This window comes from Blattabacterium cuenoti (assembly GCF_014251235.1).
GTDB lineage: Bacteria > Bacteroidota > Bacteroidia > Flavobacteriales > Blattabacteriaceae > Blattabacterium > Blattabacterium cuenoti_AF.
The window spans coordinates 317,845-339,974 of the sequence record NZ_CP059181.1 but is presented as its reverse complement, the minus strand read 5'-3'; the positions used below and the strand labels follow the sequence as shown (position 1 = coordinate 339,974).

The 22,130-nt window shown below is 25.7% G+C and carries 15 protein-coding genes and 1 tRNA gene; 13 read left to right on the top strand and 3 right to left on the bottom strand.

What is annotated here, in order from left to right:
* The first annotated feature begins 35 nt into the window (after positions 1-35).
* The 11 genes from dnaE (at position 36) to H0H78_RS01520 (ending at position 16,123) form a co-directional block, all read left to right on the top strand.
* Positions 36-4,388 carry a DNA polymerase III subunit alpha gene (gene dnaE, locus H0H78_RS01570; protein ID WP_185850761.1) on the top strand — a complete coding sequence of 1,451 codons (4,353 nt, stop codon included), beginning with the start codon at positions 36-38 and terminating at the stop codon, positions 4,386-4,388.
* A gap of 148 nt (positions 4,389-4,536) precedes the next feature.
* On the top strand, positions 4,537-6,309 hold the full coding sequence (locus H0H78_RS01565) for a GNAT family N-acetyltransferase (RefSeq protein WP_185850760.1): 1,773 nt from the start codon (positions 4,537-4,539) through the stop codon (positions 6,307-6,309).
* A complete protein-coding gene (argC, locus tag H0H78_RS01560; protein ID WP_185850759.1) occupies positions 6,306-7,280 on the top strand; it encodes an N-acetyl-gamma-glutamyl-phosphate reductase in 975 nt (324 codons plus the stop codon). Before H0H78_RS01565 ends, argC begins: the two co-directional genes overlap by 4 nt.
* Before the next feature lies 1 nt (position 7,281).
* The gene (locus tag H0H78_RS01555) at positions 7,282-8,454 is read left to right on the top strand and encodes an aspartate aminotransferase family protein (RefSeq protein ID WP_185850758.1); all 1,173 of its coding nucleotides are present in this window, start codon (positions 7,282-7,284) and stop codon (positions 8,452-8,454) included.
* Positions 8,420-9,508, top strand: a complete 1,089-nt coding sequence (gene carA / locus H0H78_RS01550) for a glutamine-hydrolyzing carbamoyl-phosphate synthase small subunit (protein WP_185850757.1) — start codon at positions 8,420-8,422, stop codon at positions 9,506-9,508. The genes H0H78_RS01555 and carA overlap by 35 nt, the downstream gene beginning before the upstream one ends.
* A gap of 36 nt (positions 9,509-9,544) precedes the next feature.
* A complete protein-coding gene (gene carB / locus H0H78_RS01545; protein WP_185850756.1) occupies positions 9,545-12,787 on the top strand; it encodes a carbamoyl-phosphate synthase (glutamine-hydrolyzing) large subunit in 3,243 nt (1,080 codons plus the stop codon).
* A 9-nt stretch (positions 12,788-12,796) separates the two neighbouring features.
* The gene (locus tag H0H78_RS01540; RefSeq protein ID WP_185850755.1) at positions 12,797-13,756 is read left to right on the top strand and encodes a Rossmann-fold NAD(P)-binding domain-containing protein; all 960 of its coding nucleotides are present in this window, start codon (positions 12,797-12,799) and stop codon (positions 13,754-13,756) included.
* Positions 13,753-14,538 (top strand): acetylglutamate kinase, encoded by a 786-nt coding sequence (gene argB, locus H0H78_RS01535; RefSeq protein WP_185850754.1) that lies wholly within the window; start codon positions 13,753-13,755, stop codon positions 14,536-14,538. The genes H0H78_RS01540 and argB overlap by 4 nt, the downstream gene beginning before the upstream one ends.
* Entirely contained in the window at positions 14,526-15,614 is a 1,089-nt protein-coding gene (locus tag H0H78_RS01530; RefSeq protein WP_185850753.1) for a M20 family metallo-hydrolase, read from the top strand. The genes argB and H0H78_RS01530 overlap by 13 nt, the downstream gene beginning before the upstream one ends.
* 40 nt (positions 15,615-15,654) lie before the next feature.
* Positions 15,655-15,981 carry a thioredoxin gene (gene trxA, locus H0H78_RS01525; protein ID WP_185850752.1) on the top strand — a complete coding sequence of 109 codons (327 nt, stop codon included), beginning with the start codon at positions 15,655-15,657 and terminating at the stop codon, positions 15,979-15,981.
* A gap of 68 nt (positions 15,982-16,049) precedes the next feature.
* Positions 16,050-16,123 (top strand) — tRNA-Asp (locus H0H78_RS01520).
* Positions 16,124-16,153: 30 nt separating this feature from the next.
* Here the strand turns inward: H0H78_RS01520 and H0H78_RS01515 are convergent.
* Together H0H78_RS01515 and H0H78_RS01510 are read right to left on the bottom strand one after the other, a co-directional pair.
* The gene (locus tag H0H78_RS01515) at positions 16,154-17,314 is read right to left on the bottom strand and encodes an LptF/LptG family permease (protein ID WP_317167987.1); all 1,161 of its coding nucleotides are present in this window, start codon (positions 17,312-17,314) and stop codon (positions 16,154-16,156) included.
* Between the two features lie 17 nt (positions 17,315-17,331).
* Positions 17,332-19,176 (bottom strand): DNA translocase FtsK 4TM domain-containing protein, encoded by a 1,845-nt coding sequence (locus H0H78_RS01510; RefSeq protein WP_185850750.1) that lies wholly within the window; start codon positions 19,174-19,176, stop codon positions 17,332-17,334.
* Positions 19,177-19,288: 112 nt separating this feature from the next.
* Here H0H78_RS01510 and H0H78_RS01505 point away from each other — a divergent pair, with 112 nt between their 5' ends.
* Together H0H78_RS01505 and nadD are read left to right on the top strand one after the other, a co-directional pair.
* Positions 19,289-20,497, top strand: coding sequence for a porin (locus H0H78_RS01505; protein WP_185850749.1), 1,209 nt, complete (start codon positions 19,289-19,291; stop codon positions 20,495-20,497).
* 17 nt (positions 20,498-20,514) lie between these two features.
* Entirely contained in the window at positions 20,515-21,099 is a 585-nt protein-coding gene (gene nadD / locus H0H78_RS01500) for a nicotinate (nicotinamide) nucleotide adenylyltransferase (protein ID WP_185850748.1), read from the top strand.
* 4 nt (positions 21,100-21,103) lie between these two features.
* Here nadD and H0H78_RS01495 read toward each other — a convergent pair whose 3' ends face one another.
* Positions 21,104-22,003, bottom strand: a complete 900-nt coding sequence (locus tag H0H78_RS01495) for a 5'-3' exonuclease (protein WP_185850747.1) — start codon at positions 22,001-22,003, stop codon at positions 21,104-21,106.
* Between the last annotated feature and the right edge of the window lie 127 nt (positions 22,004-22,130).

The following is a 22,130-nucleotide window of genomic DNA, read 5'->3' as shown; positions in this document are numbered from 1 at the left end:
GAATAACTTATTTTAAGATTTTTAAAATAAAAAAAATGTATTTTATTTTCGATACCGAGACTACAGGATTACCTCAGAACTACCATTTACCCATAAAAAACACAGAAAATTGGCCAAGAGTTGTACAGATAGCATGGCAAAGTCATGACATACTAGGAAATTTAATAGAATTCAAAAATTTTATTATAAAACCAGATGAATATGATATTCCTTTTAATTCATTTATAATTCATGGAATAACTAATGAAATAGCCGATAAAGAAGGGAAAAACTTAGATTTTGTATTAACTGAGTTTCAAAAAACTATCGATAAATCAGAATATATAATAGGGCATAATTTGGAATTTGATATCAAAGTTATAAATTGTGAATTTTTTAGATTAAAAAAAAGAATTGACTTTGAAAAAAAAAAGATACTAGATACAAAAGAGCTTTCTGTCAATTATTGTAAATTACCTGGAATAAGAAAAAAATTTAAATGGCCTACATTATCCGAATTATATCATAAATTATTTGGAGTTTCTCTTCCTTATTTACATAATGCGGCAAATGATGTAAAAGCTACATCTCGTTGTTTTTTAGAACTTATACGTCTAGGAATTATATCAAAAAATGATATTGGTATAGATAAAGAAAATATACTTTCAGTATTTAGAAGTACACATAAATCTATGATTTCCAATTCTTTTGTCTCTTTTGAGATTCCTTATTCTTCTAATAAAATAAAAATAAAAAAAAGGATAGATAAAAAGAGGAATTCTCATGATGAAAATGATAATTTGAAAAAAAAAAAATATTCTCATATTCATAATCATACTTCTTTCTCTATTCTCTATTCTACTATGAATATTAAATCTATGATAGATAGAGCTATATTTTACGATATGCCTGCTTTAGGCATAACGGATTGTGGAAATATGATGGGGTCTTTTCATTTTTTAAATGCTATTCATTATGCAAATAAAAAATATTCTTCATCAAAAAAATCTATTAAAGGAATTATAGGATGTGAAATTTTTATTTCAGAATCTTATTTACAAAAAAAATTTACTAAAGAACAACCAGACAAACGTTATTCTCAAGTTTTATTATCCAAAAATAAAAATGGATATCACAATTTATCCAAACTTTGTTCTCTTGGTTATACAGAAGGTTTTTATGCGGGAATACCTAGAATTGGAAAAAATTTGATAGAAAAACATCATCAAAATTTGATAGCTTTAACAGGAGATATTTATGCAGAAATACCACAGATAATTCTTAGTAAAGGTAAAAGAAAAGCAGAAAAAGTTTTTTTATGGTGGAAAGAACTTTTTGGAGATGATTTTTACATAGAATTATTACGTCATGGATTAGATGAAGAAGATTATGTAAATAATACATTGTTAGAATTATCTGATAAACATCATGTAAAATATATAGTACAAAACAACACTTTTTATTTGGATCAAAAAGACGCTTATGCTCATGATATTTTACTTTGTGTAAAAAATGGAGAAAAAAAAGAAACGCCTATAGGTAAAGGTAGAGGTTATAGATTTGGTTTCCCTAATCATGAATTTTATTTCAAGAGTTCTGAACAAATGAAGGATATTTTTTCAGATATACCGGAAGCATTTGACTCTTTAGAAGAATTAATTAATAAAGTAGAAACATATAGTTTATCGAAAAAAATATTACTTCCAAAATTTCAAATACCAAGATTATTTGAAAATAAAATGGATAAAATAGATGGAGGAGATAGGGGAGAAAACCAATTTCTGAAAATTATTACATATGAAGGAGCTAAAAAACGTTATCAAAATATCACAAAGGATATTAAAGAAAGAATACATTTTGAATTAAAAACCATAGAAAAAATTGGATATCCTGGTTATTTTTTGATTGTTCATAATTTTATTAGTCAAGCTAGAAAAATGAATATATCAGTTGGGCCTGGAAGAGGTTCTGTCGCTGGATCTGTTGTAGCCTATTGTATAGGAATTACAGATATAGATCCAATCAAATATAATCTTCTTTTTGAAAGATTTTTAAATCCAGATAGAATATCCTTACCAGACATAGATATTGATTTTGATGATAGAGGACGTGAAAAGATTATTGAATGGGTTGTTCAAAAATATGGAAAAAATCAAGTTGCTCAAATTATAACGTATGCTACTATGGGAGCAAAATCTGCTATACGTGATACAGCTAGAGTATTGAATTTATCTTTAAAAAGAACGGATCATCTTGCTAAGATGACACCTAATTTATCGTTGAAAAAAATTTTATCGAAAGAAAAAAATTTTCTTTCGGATAAGTTAAGAAAAATAGATATAGAAAATATAGAAAAATTAAGAAACATTTTAGATAATAAAACTCTTGATAGCAAAGTTTTACAACATGCAAAAACTATAGAAGGATCTATAAGAAGTACAGGAATACATGCTTGTGGGATTATTATAAGTCCATGTGATATAAAAAAATATATACCGGTATCTATTTCAAAAGAATCCGATTTATTATTAACTCAATTTGATAACAATGTTGTAGAAAAAGTTGGATTATTAAAAATGGACTTTTTAGGATTAAAAACTTTAACCATTATTAAAGACACTTTAAATTTAATTAGAAAATATAATACTAATAATAATAGTAGTAATAAAAAGTTCACTTTTCCTTTGGATGATGAAAAAACTTATTCTTTATTTAAAAAAGGAGAAACAATAGCCGTTTTTCAATATGAATCTACAGGAATGCAAAAATATTTACGTTTACTGAAACCTGATAAATTTGATGAATTAATAGCAATGACAGCTCTATATAGACCTGGACCATTACAGTATCTTCCAAATTTTATTAATAGAAAACATGGAAAAGAAACTATAAAATATGATCTTCCAGAAATGGAAGAATTTTTAAAAGAAACTTATGGAATAACCATATATCAGGAACAGGTCATGTTAATTTCCCAGAAAATTGCAGGTTTTAGTAAAAGTGAAGCAGATTTTCTCAGAATTGCAATGGGAAAAAAACAAAAGGAAGTATTAAATAAAATGAAAAATAAATTCATAGATCAGGCTATTATAAAAGGATATCCGAAAAAAATATTAGAAAAAATATGGAAAGATTGGGAATATTTCTCTTGTTATGCTTTTAATAAATCTCATGCAACATGTTATGCTTATATAGCATTTCAAACTGCTTATCTGAAGGTTCATTATCCATATGAATATATGGCATCTGTTTTAAGTAACAATATGGATAATATTAAAGAACTTACATCATTTATAAATGAATGTAAACGTATGAAAATTCTTGTGATAAGTCCAGACATTAATGACAGTGATGCTTTTTTCAAAGTAAAAAAAAATCTGAATTGTATTAGATTTGGAATGAGAGGGATCAAAGGTGTTGGAAAAAATGCAGTGAAAGAAATTATTAATGAAAGAGAAAAAAATGGTCCATTTACTTCTATTTTTGATATGGTAAAACGAATTGACTTACGTATAGTGAATAAAAAGACTTTAGAATGTTTAGTATTATCTGGTTCATTGGATCTTTTCTGTATATCCAGAGATAATTATTTTTATTTTGATGAAAAGAATAATCAAAATAATATAGAAAAAATTATTCGATTCGGATTAAAATATAAAAAAAAGAATTTATCTAAAAATACTAAGATAGAAAAACCTATTCTTCTTTCTGAAGAAAAAAAACCATGGAGTAATATATATAAATTATCCAAAGAAAGAGAAGTATTAGGTATTTACGTCTCTTCCCATCCATTAGATGATTTTTTTTATGAGAGAAAATTTTTTACCAATATCTCTATTGATCAGCTAAATAAAAATGAATTCAAACTGATAGGAAAAAAAATTTGTATATGCGGTATTCTATCAAAAATAGAAAAAAAAGTTTTTATAAAAAGTGGAAAAAAATATGGTCTATTTTTATTAGAGGATGATCATTCATCTAAAGAATTTTGTCTATATGGACAACAGTATTTAAAATATGAGCATTTTTTATTAAAAAATAGTCTTTTGTATATAAGTTTTTCGATTTATAAATCCAAATATAAAAATAATCAAATCCATATTTTTCATATAGAAAATATGCAAAACGTTTTAAAGAATTTATCTCATAAATTGATAATAAAAATCAATATAAAAAATTTAAATAACTCAATGATTAATGAAATTGATAGACTTTTTTCTCAACAAATAGGAGATACGCAAATTCATATTCTTCTTTATGATGATAAAAAAAATGAGAAAATCAATCATTCTTTTTTTGAATCTAAAAAATATAAATTGGATATTAGTTCTATATTTTTGAAAAAATTAGAAAAGGTAAAAGGATTAGAATTTCGTTTGATTTCAAAAATTCCAAGTATTCATATGTAATATAAAATGAATCTTTAAAAAGGCTTAACTTTGTTCTTATTATAGTAGCATAAGTAAATAAAAATTTTAAAGTAAAGTGATAAAAAAAAACATTATGAATCGTCATTTATTTGTAAAATTTTTTTTATAGTACTTTTTTTTTTAGAAAATGAAAATAGAAGTTAGGGTTTCTCATGATGGAGATACAAAATATGCTTCCTTGATTTGCAAAAAGATACAAGAATCAGCAAAAATTAGAGGAACAGGAATTTCGAAAAAGGATCCAGAGTATATTAAATCAAAAATAACACATGGAAATGCTGTTATTGCTTTTTTCAATGGTAAGATAGCAGGATTTAGTTACCTTGACTTTTATCAAAAAAAAGAGTTTGTAGTGAATTCAGGTTTGATTGTTTTTCCTGAATTTAGGAAACAAGGATTAGCAAAAAATCTTAAAATAGAAATATTTAAGCTTTCCAGAAGAAAATTTCCAAATTCTAAAATTTTTAGTATAACAACAAGTCATCCAGTTATTAAGATTAATACAAAACTTGGATTTAAACCTGTTACTTTTAGTGAGCTTCCTCAATCAGAAGATTTTTGGAAAGGATGTAAAAGTTGTGCTAATTTTGATATTTTGAAGAAAAATAAAAGAAAAATGTGTCTTTGTACTGGTCTTTTGTTCAAACCTTCATCTAAAAAGGAAAATGAAAAGATGAAGAAAAAAAATATAGATTTATTAGATTATGGAGATAAAATTGTTCTTGCTTATAGTGGAGGATTGGATACGTCTTATTGTTTAAAATATTTAATTAAAAAGGGATATGAAGTTCATACAGTTATCATTAATACAGGAGGATTTCAGAAAAACGAACTGAAAGATATACAAGATAGAGCATTAAATCTAGGAGCTAAGTCTCATAAAACTATTAATGCTATAGAAGAATATTATCAAAATTGTATCAAATATCTTATATTTGGAAATATACTGAAAAACAATACTTATCCACTTTCAGCTAGCTCAGAAAGAATTTTTCAAGCTATTCAAATTGCAAAATATTCAAACAATATTAAAGCAAAAGCCATAGCTCATGGAAGTACTGGGGCAGGAAATGATCAAATTAGATTTGATATAGCTTTTCAAATTATTTGTCCAGAAAAAATTACCATATCTCCTATAAGAGATTTAAAAATTTCAAGAAAAGAAGAAATAGAATATTTGAGAAATAACGGAATATATACCTGTTGGGATAAGGCAAAATATTCTATTAATAAAGGAATTTGGGGAACTAGTATTTGTGGAAATGAAACACTTACTTCATACGAAGAATTACCAGAAAAAGCATATACAAAAAAATTAAGTAAAAAAGGAAGTGAAAAACTAGAATTAGAATTTAAAAAAGGAGAATTAATAGGTGTTAATAGAAAAAAAGAAGATGTTATAAAAAATATAGTAAAAATTGAGAAAATAGCTTCTCAATTCGCAATAGGAAGAGGGATGCATATAGGAGATACTATTTTAGGGATAAAAGGTAGAGTTGCTTTTGAAGCATCTGCAGCTATGATCATTATTAAAGCTCATCATCTTTTAGAAAAACATATTCTTACAAAATGGCAACTATATTGGAAAGAACAATTGTCGAATTGGTATGGAATGTTACTTCATGAGGCTCAATATTTAGATCCTGTCATGCGTAATATAGAAACATTCTTAAGTAGTACACAAGAAAGATTAACAGGAACTGTAGAGGTCATCTTATCTCCTTATAGATTTCATTTAGTAGGCATTAAGTCTAAATTTGATTTAATGAATTCTAAAATGGCTCAATATGGAGAAATGAATAATGCTTGGACAGCAGATGATGTTAAAGGTTTTACTAAAATTCTTAGTAATCAAATGAAAATCTATCATAAAATAACAAAAAGTAAAGAAGAAAAATGATAAAAATAGGTATTATAGGAGGAACAGGGTTTACAGCAGGAGAATTAATTAGATTAATAATCTATCATCCAAAAGCAAGCATAAAAAATGTGGTAAGTAGAAGTAAACCAGGTAAGTTGATCCATTGTACCCATAAAGATTTATTAGGAGAAATAGGTGATGTGAGGTATTCCGATTCTTTAAGTAAAGATATTGATATTGTTTTTCTTTGTTCAGGGCATGGAAGATCCAGAAAAGAACTAAATAACATATCAGAAACTGTAAAAATAATTGATCTTAGTCAGGATTTTAGATTGGTTAATGAATCCACATTTAGACAAAGAAAATTTATTTATGGATTACCAGAATTATATAAAGAAATTATTTCTACATCTAATAATATTGCAAATCCTGGATGTTATGCTACGGCAATTTTATTATCTGTCATTCCTTTAGCAAAAAAAGGATTCTTAAAAAAGAATATACATATTAGTGCAATAACAGGTTCTACAGGATCAGGAAAGGAGATGACGGAAACTAATCAATTTAGTTGGAGAAATAATAACATTTCTACTTATAAAATATTTAAACACCAACATTTACACGAAATTAAACAAACAATTCATCAACTTCAAAAAAGTTTTTCTTCGGATATTTATATGATTCCTTATAGAGGTAATTTTACTAGAGGGATCATGGTCACTTTATATACATTTTCTAATGTTTCTCTGAAAGAGAATAAGGAAATTTTTGAAAATTATTATCAAAATCATCCTTTTGTGGAAATTTCTGATCAAGAGATAGATTTAAAACAAGTAATCAATACTAATAAATGTATTTTGCATCTTTTTAAAGAAAAGGATCAATTAATTATAACTAGTATAATAGATAATCTTATCAAAGGAGCATCTGGTCAAGCTATACAGAATATGAACCTTATGTTTAATTTGGATGAAAAATGTGGATTAAAATTAAAATCTATCTGTTTTTAATATGAATTTATTTGAAGTTTACCCCATAAATAATATAGAATTAATTAAAAGTGAAGGAGTTTATGTTTTTGATAAAAAAGGATATAAATATCTAGATTTTTATGGAGGACATGCCGTTATTTCCATTGGTCATACTCATCCATATTATGTAAAATCATTAACAGAACAAATTCATAAAATTTGTTATTATTCCAATAGTATTTTGATTTCTCAACAGAAAAAATTAGCTGAAATACTTGGAGTTCTTTCAGGATATGAAGAATATTCTTTATTTCTTTGTAATTCTGGCACAGAATCTAATGAAAATGCTCTTAAAATAGCATCATTTCATACAGGTAAAAAAAAAGTTATTTCTTTTAAAGGAGCTTTTCATGGAAGGACGAGTGGGAGTGTATCCGTTACAGATAACTATAAAATTGTAGCCCCTTTTAATACTAAACATGAAACTATATTTATCAATTATAGTGATACTAAACTTTTAGAAAATGAATTAAAAAAAGGGGATATTTGTGCTGTAATTACGGAGGGAATACAAGGAGTATCTGGAATAATAGATCCTGGTGTAAATTTTTTTCATAATGCCTGGAAATTATGCAGAAAATACAATACAATTTTTATTATTGATGAAATTCAAAGTGGATATGGAAGAACTGGATTATTTTTTTCTCATCAATTTTATTCGGTAAAACCAGATTTAATTACTATTGCTAAAGGAATGGGAAATGGATTTCCTATAGGAGGAGTAATTATCCATCCTAAATTTAGACCTTATTATGGAATGTTAGGAACGACGTTTGGAGGAAGCCATCTTGCTTGTACAGCTGCTATTACAGTTTTAGAGGTTATGAGAAAAGAAAATTTGATAAAAAATGCAAAAAGAATGGGAAGCCTTCTTATGAAAGAGTTACGTATGATTCCTAAGATTAAAAAAATAAGTGGAAGAGGACTTATGTTAGGTTTGGAATTTGATTTTCCTATTCATTATTTAAAACATATTTTATGTTATAAGGAAAAAGTGTTTGTAGGTTCATCTAATAATTCAAATATTTTAAGATTACTTCCTCCATTAATCATTAATAGTGATCATATAAGATTATTTATATCAAAATTGAAAAAAGCCTTAGAATACATAGAAAAAAATGAAAAAAACAAGAAAGGCTACGATACTTTTTGAAGATGGAACGAAGTGTCAAGGTTATAACTTTGGAGCACCAATTTCTTCTTCGGGAGAAGTAGTATTTAATACGGCTATGGTTGGTTATACAGAAAGCTTAACGGATCCATCTTACAATGGTCAAATTTTGACTTATACTTATCCTATCATAGGGAATTATGGAATACCTCATCCTTATAAGGAAAATGATATACATAAGTTTTATGAGTCAGATAGAATTCAAGTATCAGGAATTATTATTTCTTATTATTGTAACCGTCCTTCTCATTGGAATATGCATATTTCCTTATCCGATTGGTTAAAAAATTATGGCGTACCAGGAGTATATGGGGTAGATACTAGGTTTATTGCAAAAAAACTTAGAGTAAATGGAGGTTCTCTGTTAGGTAAGATATTAATAGAAAAAAAGGATATTTCCTTTTATAATCCCAATAAAGAGAATCTCTCTAAAAAAGTTTCTGTCAAGAAAAAAATGTTACATGGAAAAGGAAAATATAAAATTGTACTTGTAGATTTAGGTTTAAAAAATAATATTTTACGTTCTTTTTTACGAAGAAATTGCAGTGTAACAATAGTTCCATGGGATTATGATTTTACAAAGGAAGAATATGATGGTTTAGTTATTTCTAATGGTCCTGGAAATCCAAAAATTTATGAAAAAACTATACTTCATCTTCGTCTTTACATGAAAAAAGAAAAACCTATATTTGGAATTTGTTTAGGAAATCAACTTCTAGGACTTTCTGCAGGAGGAGATACTTATAAATTGAAATATGCACATCGAGGACATAATCAACCAGTTATTTTACTAAAAACGGGAAAAAATTTTATAACATCACAAAATCATGGTTATGTTTTAGATCCTAAAAATCTTTTTTTTAAAAAATGGAAAATTTTTTTTAAAAATTTAAATGATGAAACTTGTGAAGGAATCATTCATGATGATAAACCTTTTTTTTCAGTGCAATTTCATCCAGAAGCATCAGGTGGCCCTACAGACACTGAATTTTTATTTGATATTTTTATAGACTTAATGATTAGAAAATATTATTAATACAATTAAAATAAAAAAAGATCTTACAAGATAAGTATGAAAATAAATAAAAAAAAAAAAGTTCTTATCCTAGGATCAGGAGCTTTGAAAATAGGAGAGGCTGGTGAATTTGATTATTCTGGGACACAAGCTATAAAAGCTCTTAAAGAAGAAGGTTTTTATACAATATTAATTAATCCAAATATAGCTACAGTTCAAACATCTAAAGAAATTTCTGACAAAATTTATTTTCTTCCTCTCACTTCTTTTTTTATAAAAAAAGTAATTGATAAAGAAAAACCAAAAGGTATTTTACTTTCTTTTGGAGGTCAAACAGCATTAAATTGTGGTATTCAACTTTTTAAAGAAGGAATTTTAGAAAGAAAAAAAATTAAAGTTTTAGGGACTTCTATTGAATCAATCATTCAAAGTGAAGATAGAGAATTATTTAGAAGGAACTTGAATCGTATGAATATAAAAACAACAAAAAGTTTTGTTGTGAATTCTGTTGATCATGCTATATCCTATGCTTTACAAATAGGTTTTCCTATTATAATTCGATCGGCTTATACACTTGGAGGTTTAGGGAGTGGTTTTGCAAAAAATATTCATGATTTAAAAAAAATAGTAAACAAAGCTTTTTCTTATTCTTCCCAAGTTGTTATAGAAGAATATTTAGAAGGATGGAAAGAGATAGAATATGAAATAGTAAGAGATCAATATGATAATTGTATTGCAATCTGCAATATGGAAAATTTTGATCCTATAGGAATTCATACAGGAGAAAGTATTGTAGTAGCACCTTCGCAAACATTAACCAATTCTGAATACTATAAACTGAGAGAATTATCTTTTCACATAGCTAGAGATCTTAAAATAGTAGGAGAATGCAATGTTCAATTTGCATTGGATCCTAAATCGGAAGATTATCGAGTGATTGAAGTTAATGCTCGTCTTTCTCGTTCTAGTGCCTTAGCTTCTAAGGCTACAGGTTATCCGCTAGCATTTGTTTCTGCTAAATTATCTATAGGTTATGGTCTAAATGAATTAAAAAATTCTGTAACTAAAACTACTTATGCTTTTTTTGAACCTGCATTAGATTATATCGTATGTAAAATTCCTAGATGGGATTTAAAAAAATTCTATGGAGTTTCCAATAGAATTGGAAGTAGTATGAAGAGTGTAGGAGAAGTTATGGCTATTGGTGGATCGTTTGAAGAGGCTTTACAGAAAGGTATTCGTATGTTAGATATAGGAATGTTAGGTTTTATAAATAATACAAAAAATAAAAAAAAAATAGAATCTATTCATTTACTTAAACATCTATTGGAAAAACCAACGGATCAAAGAATTATGTATCTAGAAGAAGCTTTGGAAAAAGGTATTTCTATAAAAGAAATTCATCTTTTAACGAAAATAGATTTATGGTTTCTATATCAGTTAGATAACATTTTTCAAACGAAAAAAGATCTTTTATTTTATGATGATTGGCTTAATATTCCGGATGAATTATTTATCAAAGCTAAAAAAGAAGGTTTTTCCGATAGACAAATAGCTAGTCTTTTTTTTGATGAAAAAAAAAATGAAAGTATTTATGCTATAGAGAAAAAAATAAGAAAATATAGAAAACAAAAAAATATCCTTCCTTTTGTTAGACAAATTGATACTTTAGCAGCTGAATATCCAGCGCATACAAATTATTTGTATTTGACTTACCATGCTGTTCAGCATGATATTATTTATGAGAAGGATGGTAAATCTGTAGTGACTTTAGGTTCTGGTGTTTATAGAATTGGGAGTAGTGTTGAATTTGATTGGTGTTGTGTAAATGCATTAAATACGATTAAAAAAGAATCTTATAGATCCATAATGATTAATTACAATCCGGAGACGGTTAGTACAGATTTTGATGTATGTGATAGATTATATTTTGAAGAATTAACTTTAGAACGAGTTTTAGATATTCTAGATTTAGAAGAGCCTAAAGGAACTATAGTATCCATGGGTGGACAAATTCCAAATAATTTAGTTGTAAAACTTCACGAAAATAAAGTTCCTATATTAGGAACATCTCCTTCTTCTATAGATAAAGTGGAAAATAGATATAAATTTTCTAAAGCAATGGATGATTTGGATATAGGACAACCAAAATGGAAAGAATTATCAGATTATAATAGCATTTATAGGTTTGTAGAGGAAGTAGACTATCCTATATTAGTTAGACCTTCCTATGTTCTTTCAGGAGCGGATATGAGTGTAATTTCTAATCATGAAGAATTAGAGATTTATCTGAAAAATAAAGTATCTATATCTCCAGAACATCCATTGGTTATAACAGAATTTATAAAAAACGCGAAGGAAATAGAATTAGATGCAATTTCTAAAGATGGAAACATTTTATATTATGCTATATCAGAACATGTCGAATTTGCAGGTGTACATTCAGGAGACGCAACTTTAGTTTATCCACCTCAAAATATATATTTATCTACATTGAAAGAAATACTTCGTATATCTAAAATTATTTCAAAACATTTTAATATAACTGGACCTTTTAATATTCAATTTTTATCTAAAGAAAATGTAGTTAAAGTAATTGAATGTAATTTAAGAGCATCCAGAAGTTTTCCTTTTGTATCAAAAGTATCTCATTTCAATATGATTGAATTAGCTACTCAAGTTCTTCTTGGAAGAAAAAAAAATAAGAAAGAACCTGATTTTTTTACTACAAATTTCTTAGGAGTTAAAGCTTCTCAATTCTCTTTTTCCCGTTTGCAAAATGCTGATCCTATTTTAAGTGTAGATATGACTTCCACTGGAGAGGTTGGATGTTTAGGTCATACTTTTAATGAAGCTATTTTAAAAGCTATGATATCTGTAGGTTATACAATTCCGAAAAAAAATATTCTTATATCTGGAGGGCCTATCTCTTCTAAATTAGATATCTTAAATGTTTGTAAACTTTTACATGAAAAAAAATATATATTATTTTCTACAGAAGGAACAAATAATTTTTTATCTAATAATGGTATTCCATCTATAAGAGTAAATTGGCCAGATATAAAAAAAGATCAAAATGTTATAGACTTGATAAAACAAAGAAAATTTGATCTCATCATTAATATTCCAAAAAATTTAAGCAAATCAGAATTAGATAATGATTATGAGATAAGACGTTCCGCCGTAGATTTTAATATACCTTTATTAACTAATACACGTTTAGCAAAAGCTTTTATACAAGCTTTTTGTAATTTATCTATGGATGAACTTCCTATAACATCTTTGGATGAATATATATAAATAAATTTTATGAATAATTTTTTTAGCGTTGAAGATGTCATCAATGTATATGATCTTGTTAAAGAAGCAATAATTTTAAAGAAAAATCCTTATTCTTTTAAAGAATTTGGATTAAATAAAACAATTGGACTTGTTTTTTTTAATCCCAGCTTGCGGACCAGAATAAGTTGTCAAAAAGCAGCTTTTAACTTAGGGTGCCATACTTGGACTTTAGATATTAATAAGGATTCATGGAAAATAGAAATGAGTGATGGAAGTGTGATGATGAAAACTCAAGAACACATCAAAGAAGCTATTAATGTTATGAGTATATATTGTGATATTCTTGCTGTAAGAAGTTTTCCTAATCTTTTAAATAGAGAAGAAGATTACAAAGAAGTAATTTTTAATAAAATTTTACTTTATTCTAAAGTACCAGTAGTCAACATGGAAAGTGCAACATTACATCCTTTACAGTCTCTAGCTGATCTCATGACTATAGCAGAAATAAAACCATTTTATGATAAAAAGAAAAGTAAAGTAGTGTTAAGTTGGGCTCCTCACATAAAACCATTACCACAATCCGTTGCAAATTCATTTTCTCAATGGATATCTAAAATAAAAGAAATAGATTTCACTATAACTTGTCCTGATAAATATAATTTATTCGAAAATTTTTCTAAAAATATTTATACCACATATAATCAAAATAAAGCTTTTTTAAAGGCTGATTTTATTTATGCCAAGAATTGGAGTAGTTATATAGATTATGGAAAAGTACTTTGTAATAACTCTGATTGGATGATTACTAAGGATAAAATGAAGTTAACTAATCAAGCAAAATTTATGCACTGTCTTCCTGTAAGGAGAAATATGGTAGTGGAAGATGCAGTATTGGATAGTCCAGATTCCATTGTTTTGAAACAAGCAGAAAATAGGATTTATGCTTCTCAAATAATTTTTTTGAAAATTTTACAATCTTTATCATGAGAATACATATAGTAAAAATAGGAGGAAATTTAATTAATGATAAAAAAAAATTTCATGATTCACTGGAAGCTTTTTTGAAAATAGAAGGTCATAAGATATTAATTCATGGAGGAGGAAAGAAGGTTAATTTTTTTTCGGATAAAATGGGGGTTACTCAAAAATTTGTACAAGGCAGAAGAATAACAGACAAAGACACTCTTGATTTAGTTGTTATGACTTATGCCGGTTTAATCAACAAAAACATTATAGCTAAATTACAATCCAAAAATTGTAATTCTGTTGGTTTTTGCGGAGCGGATGGGAACTCATTGATTTCTTCTTTTCGTAAAACAAAAAATAATACTCAAGTAGACTATGGATATGTGGGGGATATCACTAGAATTAACACTTCTTTTTTGAAATTACTTTTAAAAAAAAATATTGTCCCTGTATTATGTTCTATTACTCATAATAAAAAAGGGTTTCTTTTAAATACGAACGCAGATACTATCGCTGCATATATAGCTGTATCTTTGACAAAGGAAGGAAATGAAATAGAACTACATTTTTGTTTTGAAAAAAAAGGAGTATTAAAAGATTTACATAATGAAGAATCTTATTATAAAAAAATAAATTTACGTTTATATCAGATGATAAGAAAAAATAAATCTATAAAAAACGGAATGATTCCAAAATTAGAAAATGCTTTTTTTGCATTAAAAAATGGTGTTTCTAAAGTAAGTATAGGAAATCCTGGTTATTTAACTGACGTAAATAATAAAACGATTTTATGTCTGTATTAAATTTGAAATCTTTGAAAAAAGAAGCTATACAACTTTTAGTTAAACTGATAAATACGCCATCTGTATCAAAAGAAGAAAAAAACGTATCTATTTTAATAGAAGATTATCTTTCTAAATATGGATTTCATGTACATAGAAAATTTAACAATATATGGACTGAAAGTACTAATTATGACGATAAAGAAGTAAGTCTACATACTATTTTATTAAATTCTCATCATGATACAGTTCAACCAGGTAAAAATTGGATAACGAATCCTTTCAAGGCTATTGTCAATAAAGATGATAAGTTAATAGGTCTAGGTAGTAATGATGCGGGAGGATCTATTGTCTCTTTGATTTCTGCTTTTATTTATTTAAATAGTTTTTCTACAAGATTACCTTATAAACTAATCCTTTCTATTACTGCAGAGGAGGAAATATCTGGACCTTTAGGAATAAGATCTATTATAAATGATATAGGAAAAATAGATTTAGGAATAATAGGAGAGCCAACAAAAATGCAAGTAGCTATAGGAGAAAAAGGTTTAATAGTTTTAGATTGTATTGCCCAAGGAAAAACAGGTCATTCTGCAAGAAATATAGGGATCAATGCTATATACATAGCTATAAAGGATATAGAAAAATTGAGATATTTGAAATTTGATAGAAAATCAAAAATATTGGGTTTTCCGACTTTAAATGTAACTCAAATTAAAGGAGGTATACAACATAATGTGATTCCAGACTTATGTTATTTTGTCGTTGATTTAAGAACAAATGAATTATATACAAATGAAGAATTGATAGAGATGATACAAAATCAAATTAATTCTAGAATTAAACCTCGTCCTTATTATTCTAATTGTTCTTTTATAGATCCTAGACATCCAATTGTGAAAAAAGCAAAATTAATAGGTAGAAAAATTTATGGTTCTCCTACTCTTTCTGATCAAAGTCTTATGCCTTTTCCAACTATTAAAATGGGAGTAGGAGAAAGTGAACGATCTCATACACCAAATGAGTATGTTTTGGTTTCTGAAATTATATCTGGAATAGATATTTATATACGTTTGTTAAAGGATTTTAAATTTTAAAAAAAAAAAAAAAGGTAAATTTGTTTTCAAAAATAAAAATATGATACAAGAAATTAATGATAATAATTTCGATCAATTAGTTATTCTAGATTCTAGTCTACCTGTATTGGTCGATTTTTGGGCTCCATGGTGTGCTCCTTGTAGAACATTATCAAATATATTAGAAGAGATATTGATTGAATATGAAGGGAAAGTATCAATTTTAAAATTAAATGTAGATAAAAATGAAAAAACAGCATCTAAGTATGGGATACGAAGTATACCTACAATGTTTTTTTTTAAAAATGGAATAAAAAAAGATAGTCATATAGGAATCTCATCTAAAGATGAGATCGTAAAAAAATTAAATTTTCTAATAGAAAAATAGGATAAATAATCCTATTAGTAATCATACTAATCTTTTATTCCATAACAACATAAAATAAAGGTATATTTGGTCTGGTAGTTCAGTTGGTTAGAATACATGCCTGTCACGCATGGGGTCGCGGGTTCGAGTCCCGTCCAGACCGCATAAAAAGAACTAATATTCATATTTATTGTTATATAAAGAAATCGTCCATAACTGTCTTATAGGTGATCCATATACTTATTGGTAAAAGAGTAAAATTTGGAATCCAAGCACTAATCCATGGATATATTACTGCACTTTCTCCTTTATTTTGTGTAATAGTTAGTAAAGTATGATAAAAAAGGAATATAACAATAGCAACAAGAGTTGGAGGCCCTACCCCCCCTTTCTGTATCATAGCGCCTAATGAAGCTCCAGTAAAAAACATAATCATACATGTAAATGGAAATGTGAATCTTTTTTGTAATTCAAATTGATGCTTAGATAGGTATATTTTTCTTTTTTGAAGAAATTTTTTATTACTTTTAAATTGATGATGTAATAGGAAATTTTCTTTTTTTATGGAATGTATTTTTTGTATTAATTTTTTTGTATTAAGAGTATAATAAGTTTCATTATCATCTATTTTTTCTTCAATAAAAGGTGTTTTTAAGTATTGAATTAATGTATCAAAATATATTAGATAATACGAGTATTTTTTTCTATAAAAAGGTATATCTCGATAAAATAATCCTTTTATTAGCTTTATTTTTAGATTACTTTTTTCTGGTATTAAGATTCCACTTTTTGCAAAAATAGTATTTATTTTTAAATCCTTTTCATATGAAAAAATATATACATTTTTTAGTATATTTTTATTTTTTCCTGAAATTTCATCTATTTTTATGAAAAAATTTGGAAAAATATTAACAAAAAAACCCTCTCTTAATCTCCATGATGGATTAGCTATTGATATTTTATATCCTAATTCTTTTGTTTTTTTTTTTGCATGTGGAATAGAATAATCAGAAAAAAAGTATAAACATATGGATAAGATTAATGTTATCCATAAAATGGGTATCATGATACGAAATAGGGATATTCCAGAAGATTTTATAGCTAGAAGCTCTTTATTTTCTGAAATGTTTCCGTAGGTCATAATAGAAGTTAATAAGATAGTAATAGGAATTACTGAAGGAATAATAGAAATACCGAAATAAAATATAAACTTTAGTATGATAAAAATATGAACATCTATACCTGTTAAATCATTCATTTTACTCCAAAAAAATTGAACGATAAATATAAAAAGAATAGAAAAGAATATGACCAAAAAAGGAGCTATAAATAAACGTATTATATATATATCCAATTTTTTTAGTTTTATCATTATACAGAATTATCCGGTTTAGGTAAAAGAAATGATTCATTTTTTTGAAATCTTTTTTTTCCATAAAAATTAACTATATTTTGAATATCTGATAAATTTAGAAAAGGACATTGTAATCGTATTAATTCATTCTTATGAGAAAATAAAAGATCTCCTTTTCCGATTAATTGTTCTGCACCAGAAGAATCCAATATGGTTCTAGAATCTATTTTAGAACTTACTTTAAAAGAAATCCTTGCAGTAAAATTAGATTTAATTAAACCGGTAATAACATCAACAGATGGTCTTTGTGTTGATATAATTAAATGAATCCCTACAGCACGAGCTAACTGTGCTAATCGGATGATATATACTTCTATATATTTTTTATTTAGAGTTAAATCTGCAAACTCGTCTATAATTAGAATAATATAAGGTAAGTGATATTTTTTTTCATATTTAACATTATATTCCTTAATATTTCTAACCTTAGCTCGTTCAAACATTGAAAATCTTTTATCCATTTCTTTACATAAAGAATTTAGTATATCTCTTACTTCATGTATATCTGTAATGATAGGATTGATAGAATTTGGTAAAATAGCAAAATAAGATTTGGATATTTTGTTGTATATAGATAGCTCTACTTTTTTTGGATCTATGAAAATAAATTTCATATTTTCTGGTTTTTTATTATATAATAAATAAACTATTATTGCATTTAATCCTACAGATTTACCTTGTCCGGTAGCTCCTGCTATAAGTAAATGAGGCATGTTTACTAAATCTATAACAAAAGTTTCATTACATACAGTTTTTCCTAAAGAAATAGGAAGTTCCATTTGATTACTTTTTTTGATACTATCTTCTTCTGATAAAAGAATAGTTTTCATATAAACAAGAGTCCGTTTATTATTCGGTATTTCTATACCAATAGATCCTTTTCCAGGTATAGGAGCTATGATTCTTATAGATAAAGCAGATAAATTTAAAGCTATTTCATTTTTTAAATTTTTTATTTTTGAAATACGTACTCCTACTTTTGGAAATAGTTGGTATAAAGTAATCGTAGGCCCTATAGTTGCTTTTATTTTTTCTATTTCTATTTTATAAAAATTTAGAATATCAATTATTTTTTTTTTATTATTTTCTACATCTATTTCAGATATAGATGAATAAAAATCGTTTTTTTCTTCTTTTTTCAAAAAAAATAAAAGAGGAGGTTTTTTTATAGAATTTATTTTTTTTTTATAAGTTGAAGGAGTGGAAAAAAACGTTTTTTTATAAAAATTTAGGAAAAATTTTTGAGATTTTATTCCATTTTTTTTTGGTGTATTAGGACGAAAAATCGTAATGATATAAGGAATTATACTTATAATTAATAGGATACATAAACCAATTTTCCCAAAAAGATGAATTAAAAAATTAGCTATTTCAAAACCAATGATTCCACTTAATATACCATTCTTAGGAAAGAAAAGAAAAGATGTAATAGGAATCCATATGCTTATAAATAAAAATTTATATATTATGGATTGATACTTAGTTAGTTGAAATTTTTCTTTCAAAAGAATACTTAATCCTTTCATAAATAATAATATAGGAAAAATAAAAGAACATATTCCTATTCCACAATGTAAAAAATAGTGAGAAAGAATAGCTCCTATTTTTCCAAGTAGATTTTCTGCTATTATATCTTTGTTAAAAAGATAAATCAATTGACTTTGATCATTTTTCCAATGAAAAAGAAAAGAAAAAAAACTTAATAGTAAGAAAATACTATTTCCCAACAAAAGAGATCCAAAAAAAATTTGGACAATTTTTGTTTCGTATTTTTTTTTAGGATTATGTATTTTTTTACACATTTTTTTATATTATATAATTTCATTTCATCATATATAATCACATAATTTCGTATAATCTTTTTTTTTAATTGAAAAAAAATTTATTTTATTTAGAAATTAGCAAAATAAATAAATGAAAAAAACAAAAATAATTTTTATTTTTTTAGTATTTTTTTATCCTTTGCATAATAATAGAATGCATAGTGAAATAAAAAAAAAGGTAAAGGAAGAAGAAATCAATCCAACTCATGGATTCAATCTTCACATAGATTTTTCAAATAGTATTCAAAATAAAATAAAAGATGAATTGTTTGATGAATATTTATTTTTATCTGATGACCTTAAATTAGATTTTAAAGGAAAACCGGATAATAAACATACAACTTTTCGTTTCGTACAAAAATTCGAGATTAAGGATAAAAATAAAAATGAGGATAAGGTGGATAAAAATGATTTATCCTACTCCTACAATTATCTATCTCCATTAATTGATTTAGCTTATATAAAATATAATTTAAATAAAAAATTATCTTTTGTAATAGGAAAACAATATCCTACTTTTAAAGAAATAGAATCAAATATAAATTTTCATCGTTATCCTAAAAAATTCAAGAATAAGGATAATCCTTTTGGGATAAATATAATTTATAAACCAATAAAAAATCAAGAAATACAATTACAAATTGTTAAAAGTAATAGCATGAAATATTATTATAATATACCTACTAAAGTAAATTATGTGATAGTTGATAATCCTATTGGTTTTTCTTTAGGTTTGAATTGGAGTTTATTTAATAAAATTATTCGTAATAAATGGTCTTATTCTATTTTTCAAGAAGATGAAAAAGATAGATATTGGAAATATATAGCATTAGAAAGTGGGTTTCATTTGAAATCTTTTTCTCTAGATGTCAATTACATGTTTAGTGATGAAGATCGAGAACGAGATGATTTAATTAGTCAAATAATTCGTTTATGCCAGGATAACGATAAATTTATCGTATCTATAAAATCAAAAACTTATTTAATTCAAGCCCAGTATGATTTTTTTCCTCAATGGAGGTTATTAGCTAAAGGAGCATATGAGACTGAATCTTTTAAGAGAAACATAGATGAGCTTTATGATTTGGTTGTTGAAAATAAAGAATTTAAGAGAGAATATTCATACTTAGGATGTATAGAATATTATCCTTACAAACCGAATAAAGAAAATCTAAAGTTTTATGTTTCATATGAAAGACATAAAATGAATTATATAAATATGATTAAAAGATACTGCAAAAATCATAAGGATGATCATATTGTATCTTTTGGATTGAAATATCGTATCAAATTAATTTAAAGAAAAAAAGAAAAAAAATGAAAATAGGACTTTATTTTGGATCGTTTAACCCAATTCATTTAGGACATCTAATTCTTGCTAATTATATAGTAGAATATTTGGATATAGATCATATATGGTTTGTTGTTTCTCCAAAAAATCCATTAAAAAAAAAAGGAGGACTATTAGATTATGTTCATAGGATGAATATGGTTCGTCTTGCTATCCATAATTATAAAAAAATGAGTGTTTCAGATATCGAATCTGGACATTCTCCTTCTTATACATTTCATACACTTAATGTGATAAGAAAAAAATATCCGGAGGATAAATTTACTATTTTAATAGGAAAGGATACTCTATATTCTATGTATAAATGGAAAAATTATAACAATATTTTAAATAAATATAATATTTTCGTTTACCCCCGTATAATGAAACATTATTTGTTTCATTATAATAATTTTAAACAAAAAAATATCTATTTTTTGAAAGCTCCTATTATTGAAATATCTTCTTCTTTTATTCGACATTCTATTAGAATCGGTAAAAATATGAAATCTATGCTTCAAACCAAAGTATGGAAATATATGGAGGAACACAATTTTTACAAAATAAAATAGGAGTTTACTTCTCTTTATTGTTTAAATATTTAAAAAATATTTTTAATGGTTTTTTAAATTCAAGTTCCGAAAATATTTTTTCTATAGAATTCAAATTAGGTTTTTTTATTAAATATTTTTTCTCTTGGAAAAATAGAAAAGGGATATTAGTAACAATAGTGGCTAACTTTCTAGATAGAAAACCTAGTTGTTTATTATTTTCAATATTTTGTTTCATTTTACCATGAAGATCATGAGTTGATTGAAAAAAATTATCAAGACTTCCATACTTTTTAATGAATTTTATGGCATTTTTTTTTCCGATTCCAGGTAATCCTGGGATATGATCAGATGGATCACCCATCATACTGAGTAAATCTATTATTTGTCTGGGATGTTGAATGCAAAATTTTTTTTTAACTTCTTCAATTCCAAATATTTCTTTTGAATTTTTTTTAAAAGGAGGTCTATAAACATAAATATTTTTTGATACGATTTGGTTAAAATCTTTATCTATGGAAATAATATATATAACATATCCTTTTTTTTCCGCTTCTTTTGCTATAGTTCCAATCATATCATCTGCTTCATATCCATTTTTAGAATCCATAAAAAAAATTCTAAAAGATTTTAAAATTTTTTTTATGTAAGGTATAGAAATGGAAATATCTTTTGGTATTTTTTTTCTATGAGCTTTATATTGAGGATATTCTTTTTTCCGAAAACTTTTTTTATTATTATCAAAAAAAGCAGCCATATAGGCTGGTTTTTCTTCATGTAAAAGATTTATTATAAAATAAGTAAAATGAATAATAGGAGAAGTATTAATTCCCGTTGAAGTATATAGGGGTTTTTTGATATATGCGTAATATCCTTGATATAGGATAGTAAATATATCTATTAAATATAATTTTTTATTATTCATATTTTTTTATTATGTAAATATGTAAAAAAATATTAGAACAATACTTCTATGTTTTAAAAAAAAAACAACAATGGCTTCTGCTATGTTAGAGCTATTGTTTATTGTATATTTTTATTATTATCTATTA

Bases quoted from the DNA above. Each gene is read 5' to 3' on its own strand.
- dnaE (WP_185850761.1), top strand. From the start codon at position 36: ATGTATTTTATTTTCGATACCGAGACTACAGGATTACCTCAGAACTAC.
- H0H78_RS01565 (WP_185850760.1), top strand. From the start codon at position 4,537: ATGAAAATAGAAGTTAGGGTTTCTCATGATGGAGATACAAAATATGCT.
- argC (WP_185850759.1), top strand. From the start codon at position 6,306: ATGATAAAAATAGGTATTATAGGAGGAACAGGGTTTACAGCAGGAGAA.
- H0H78_RS01555 (WP_185850758.1), top strand. From the start codon at position 7,282: ATGAATTTATTTGAAGTTTACCCCATAAATAATATAGAATTAATTAAA.
- carA (WP_185850757.1), top strand. From the start codon at position 8,420: ATGAAAAAAACAAGAAAGGCTACGATACTTTTTGAAGATGGAACGAAG.
- carB (WP_185850756.1), top strand. From the start codon at position 9,545: ATGAAAATAAATAAAAAAAAAAAAGTTCTTATCCTAGGATCAGGAGCT.
- H0H78_RS01540 (WP_185850755.1), top strand. From the start codon at position 12,797: ATGAATAATTTTTTTAGCGTTGAAGATGTCATCAATGTATATGATCTT.
- argB (WP_185850754.1), top strand. From the start codon at position 13,753: ATGAGAATACATATAGTAAAAATAGGAGGAAATTTAATTAATGATAAA.
- H0H78_RS01530 (WP_185850753.1), top strand. From the start codon at position 14,526: ATGTCTGTATTAAATTTGAAATCTTTGAAAAAAGAAGCTATACAACTT.
- trxA (WP_185850752.1), top strand. From the start codon at position 15,655: ATGATACAAGAAATTAATGATAATAATTTCGATCAATTAGTTATTCTA.
- H0H78_RS01510 (WP_185850750.1), bottom strand. From the start codon at position 19,176: ATGTGTAAAAAAATACATAATCCTAAAAAAAAATACGAAACAAAAATT.
- H0H78_RS01505 (WP_185850749.1), top strand. From the start codon at position 19,289: ATGAAAAAAACAAAAATAATTTTTATTTTTTTAGTATTTTTTTATCCT.
- nadD (WP_185850748.1), top strand. From the start codon at position 20,515: ATGAAAATAGGACTTTATTTTGGATCGTTTAACCCAATTCATTTAGGA.
- H0H78_RS01495 (WP_185850747.1), bottom strand. From the start codon at position 22,003: ATGAATAATAAAAAATTATATTTAATAGATATATTTACTATCCTATAT.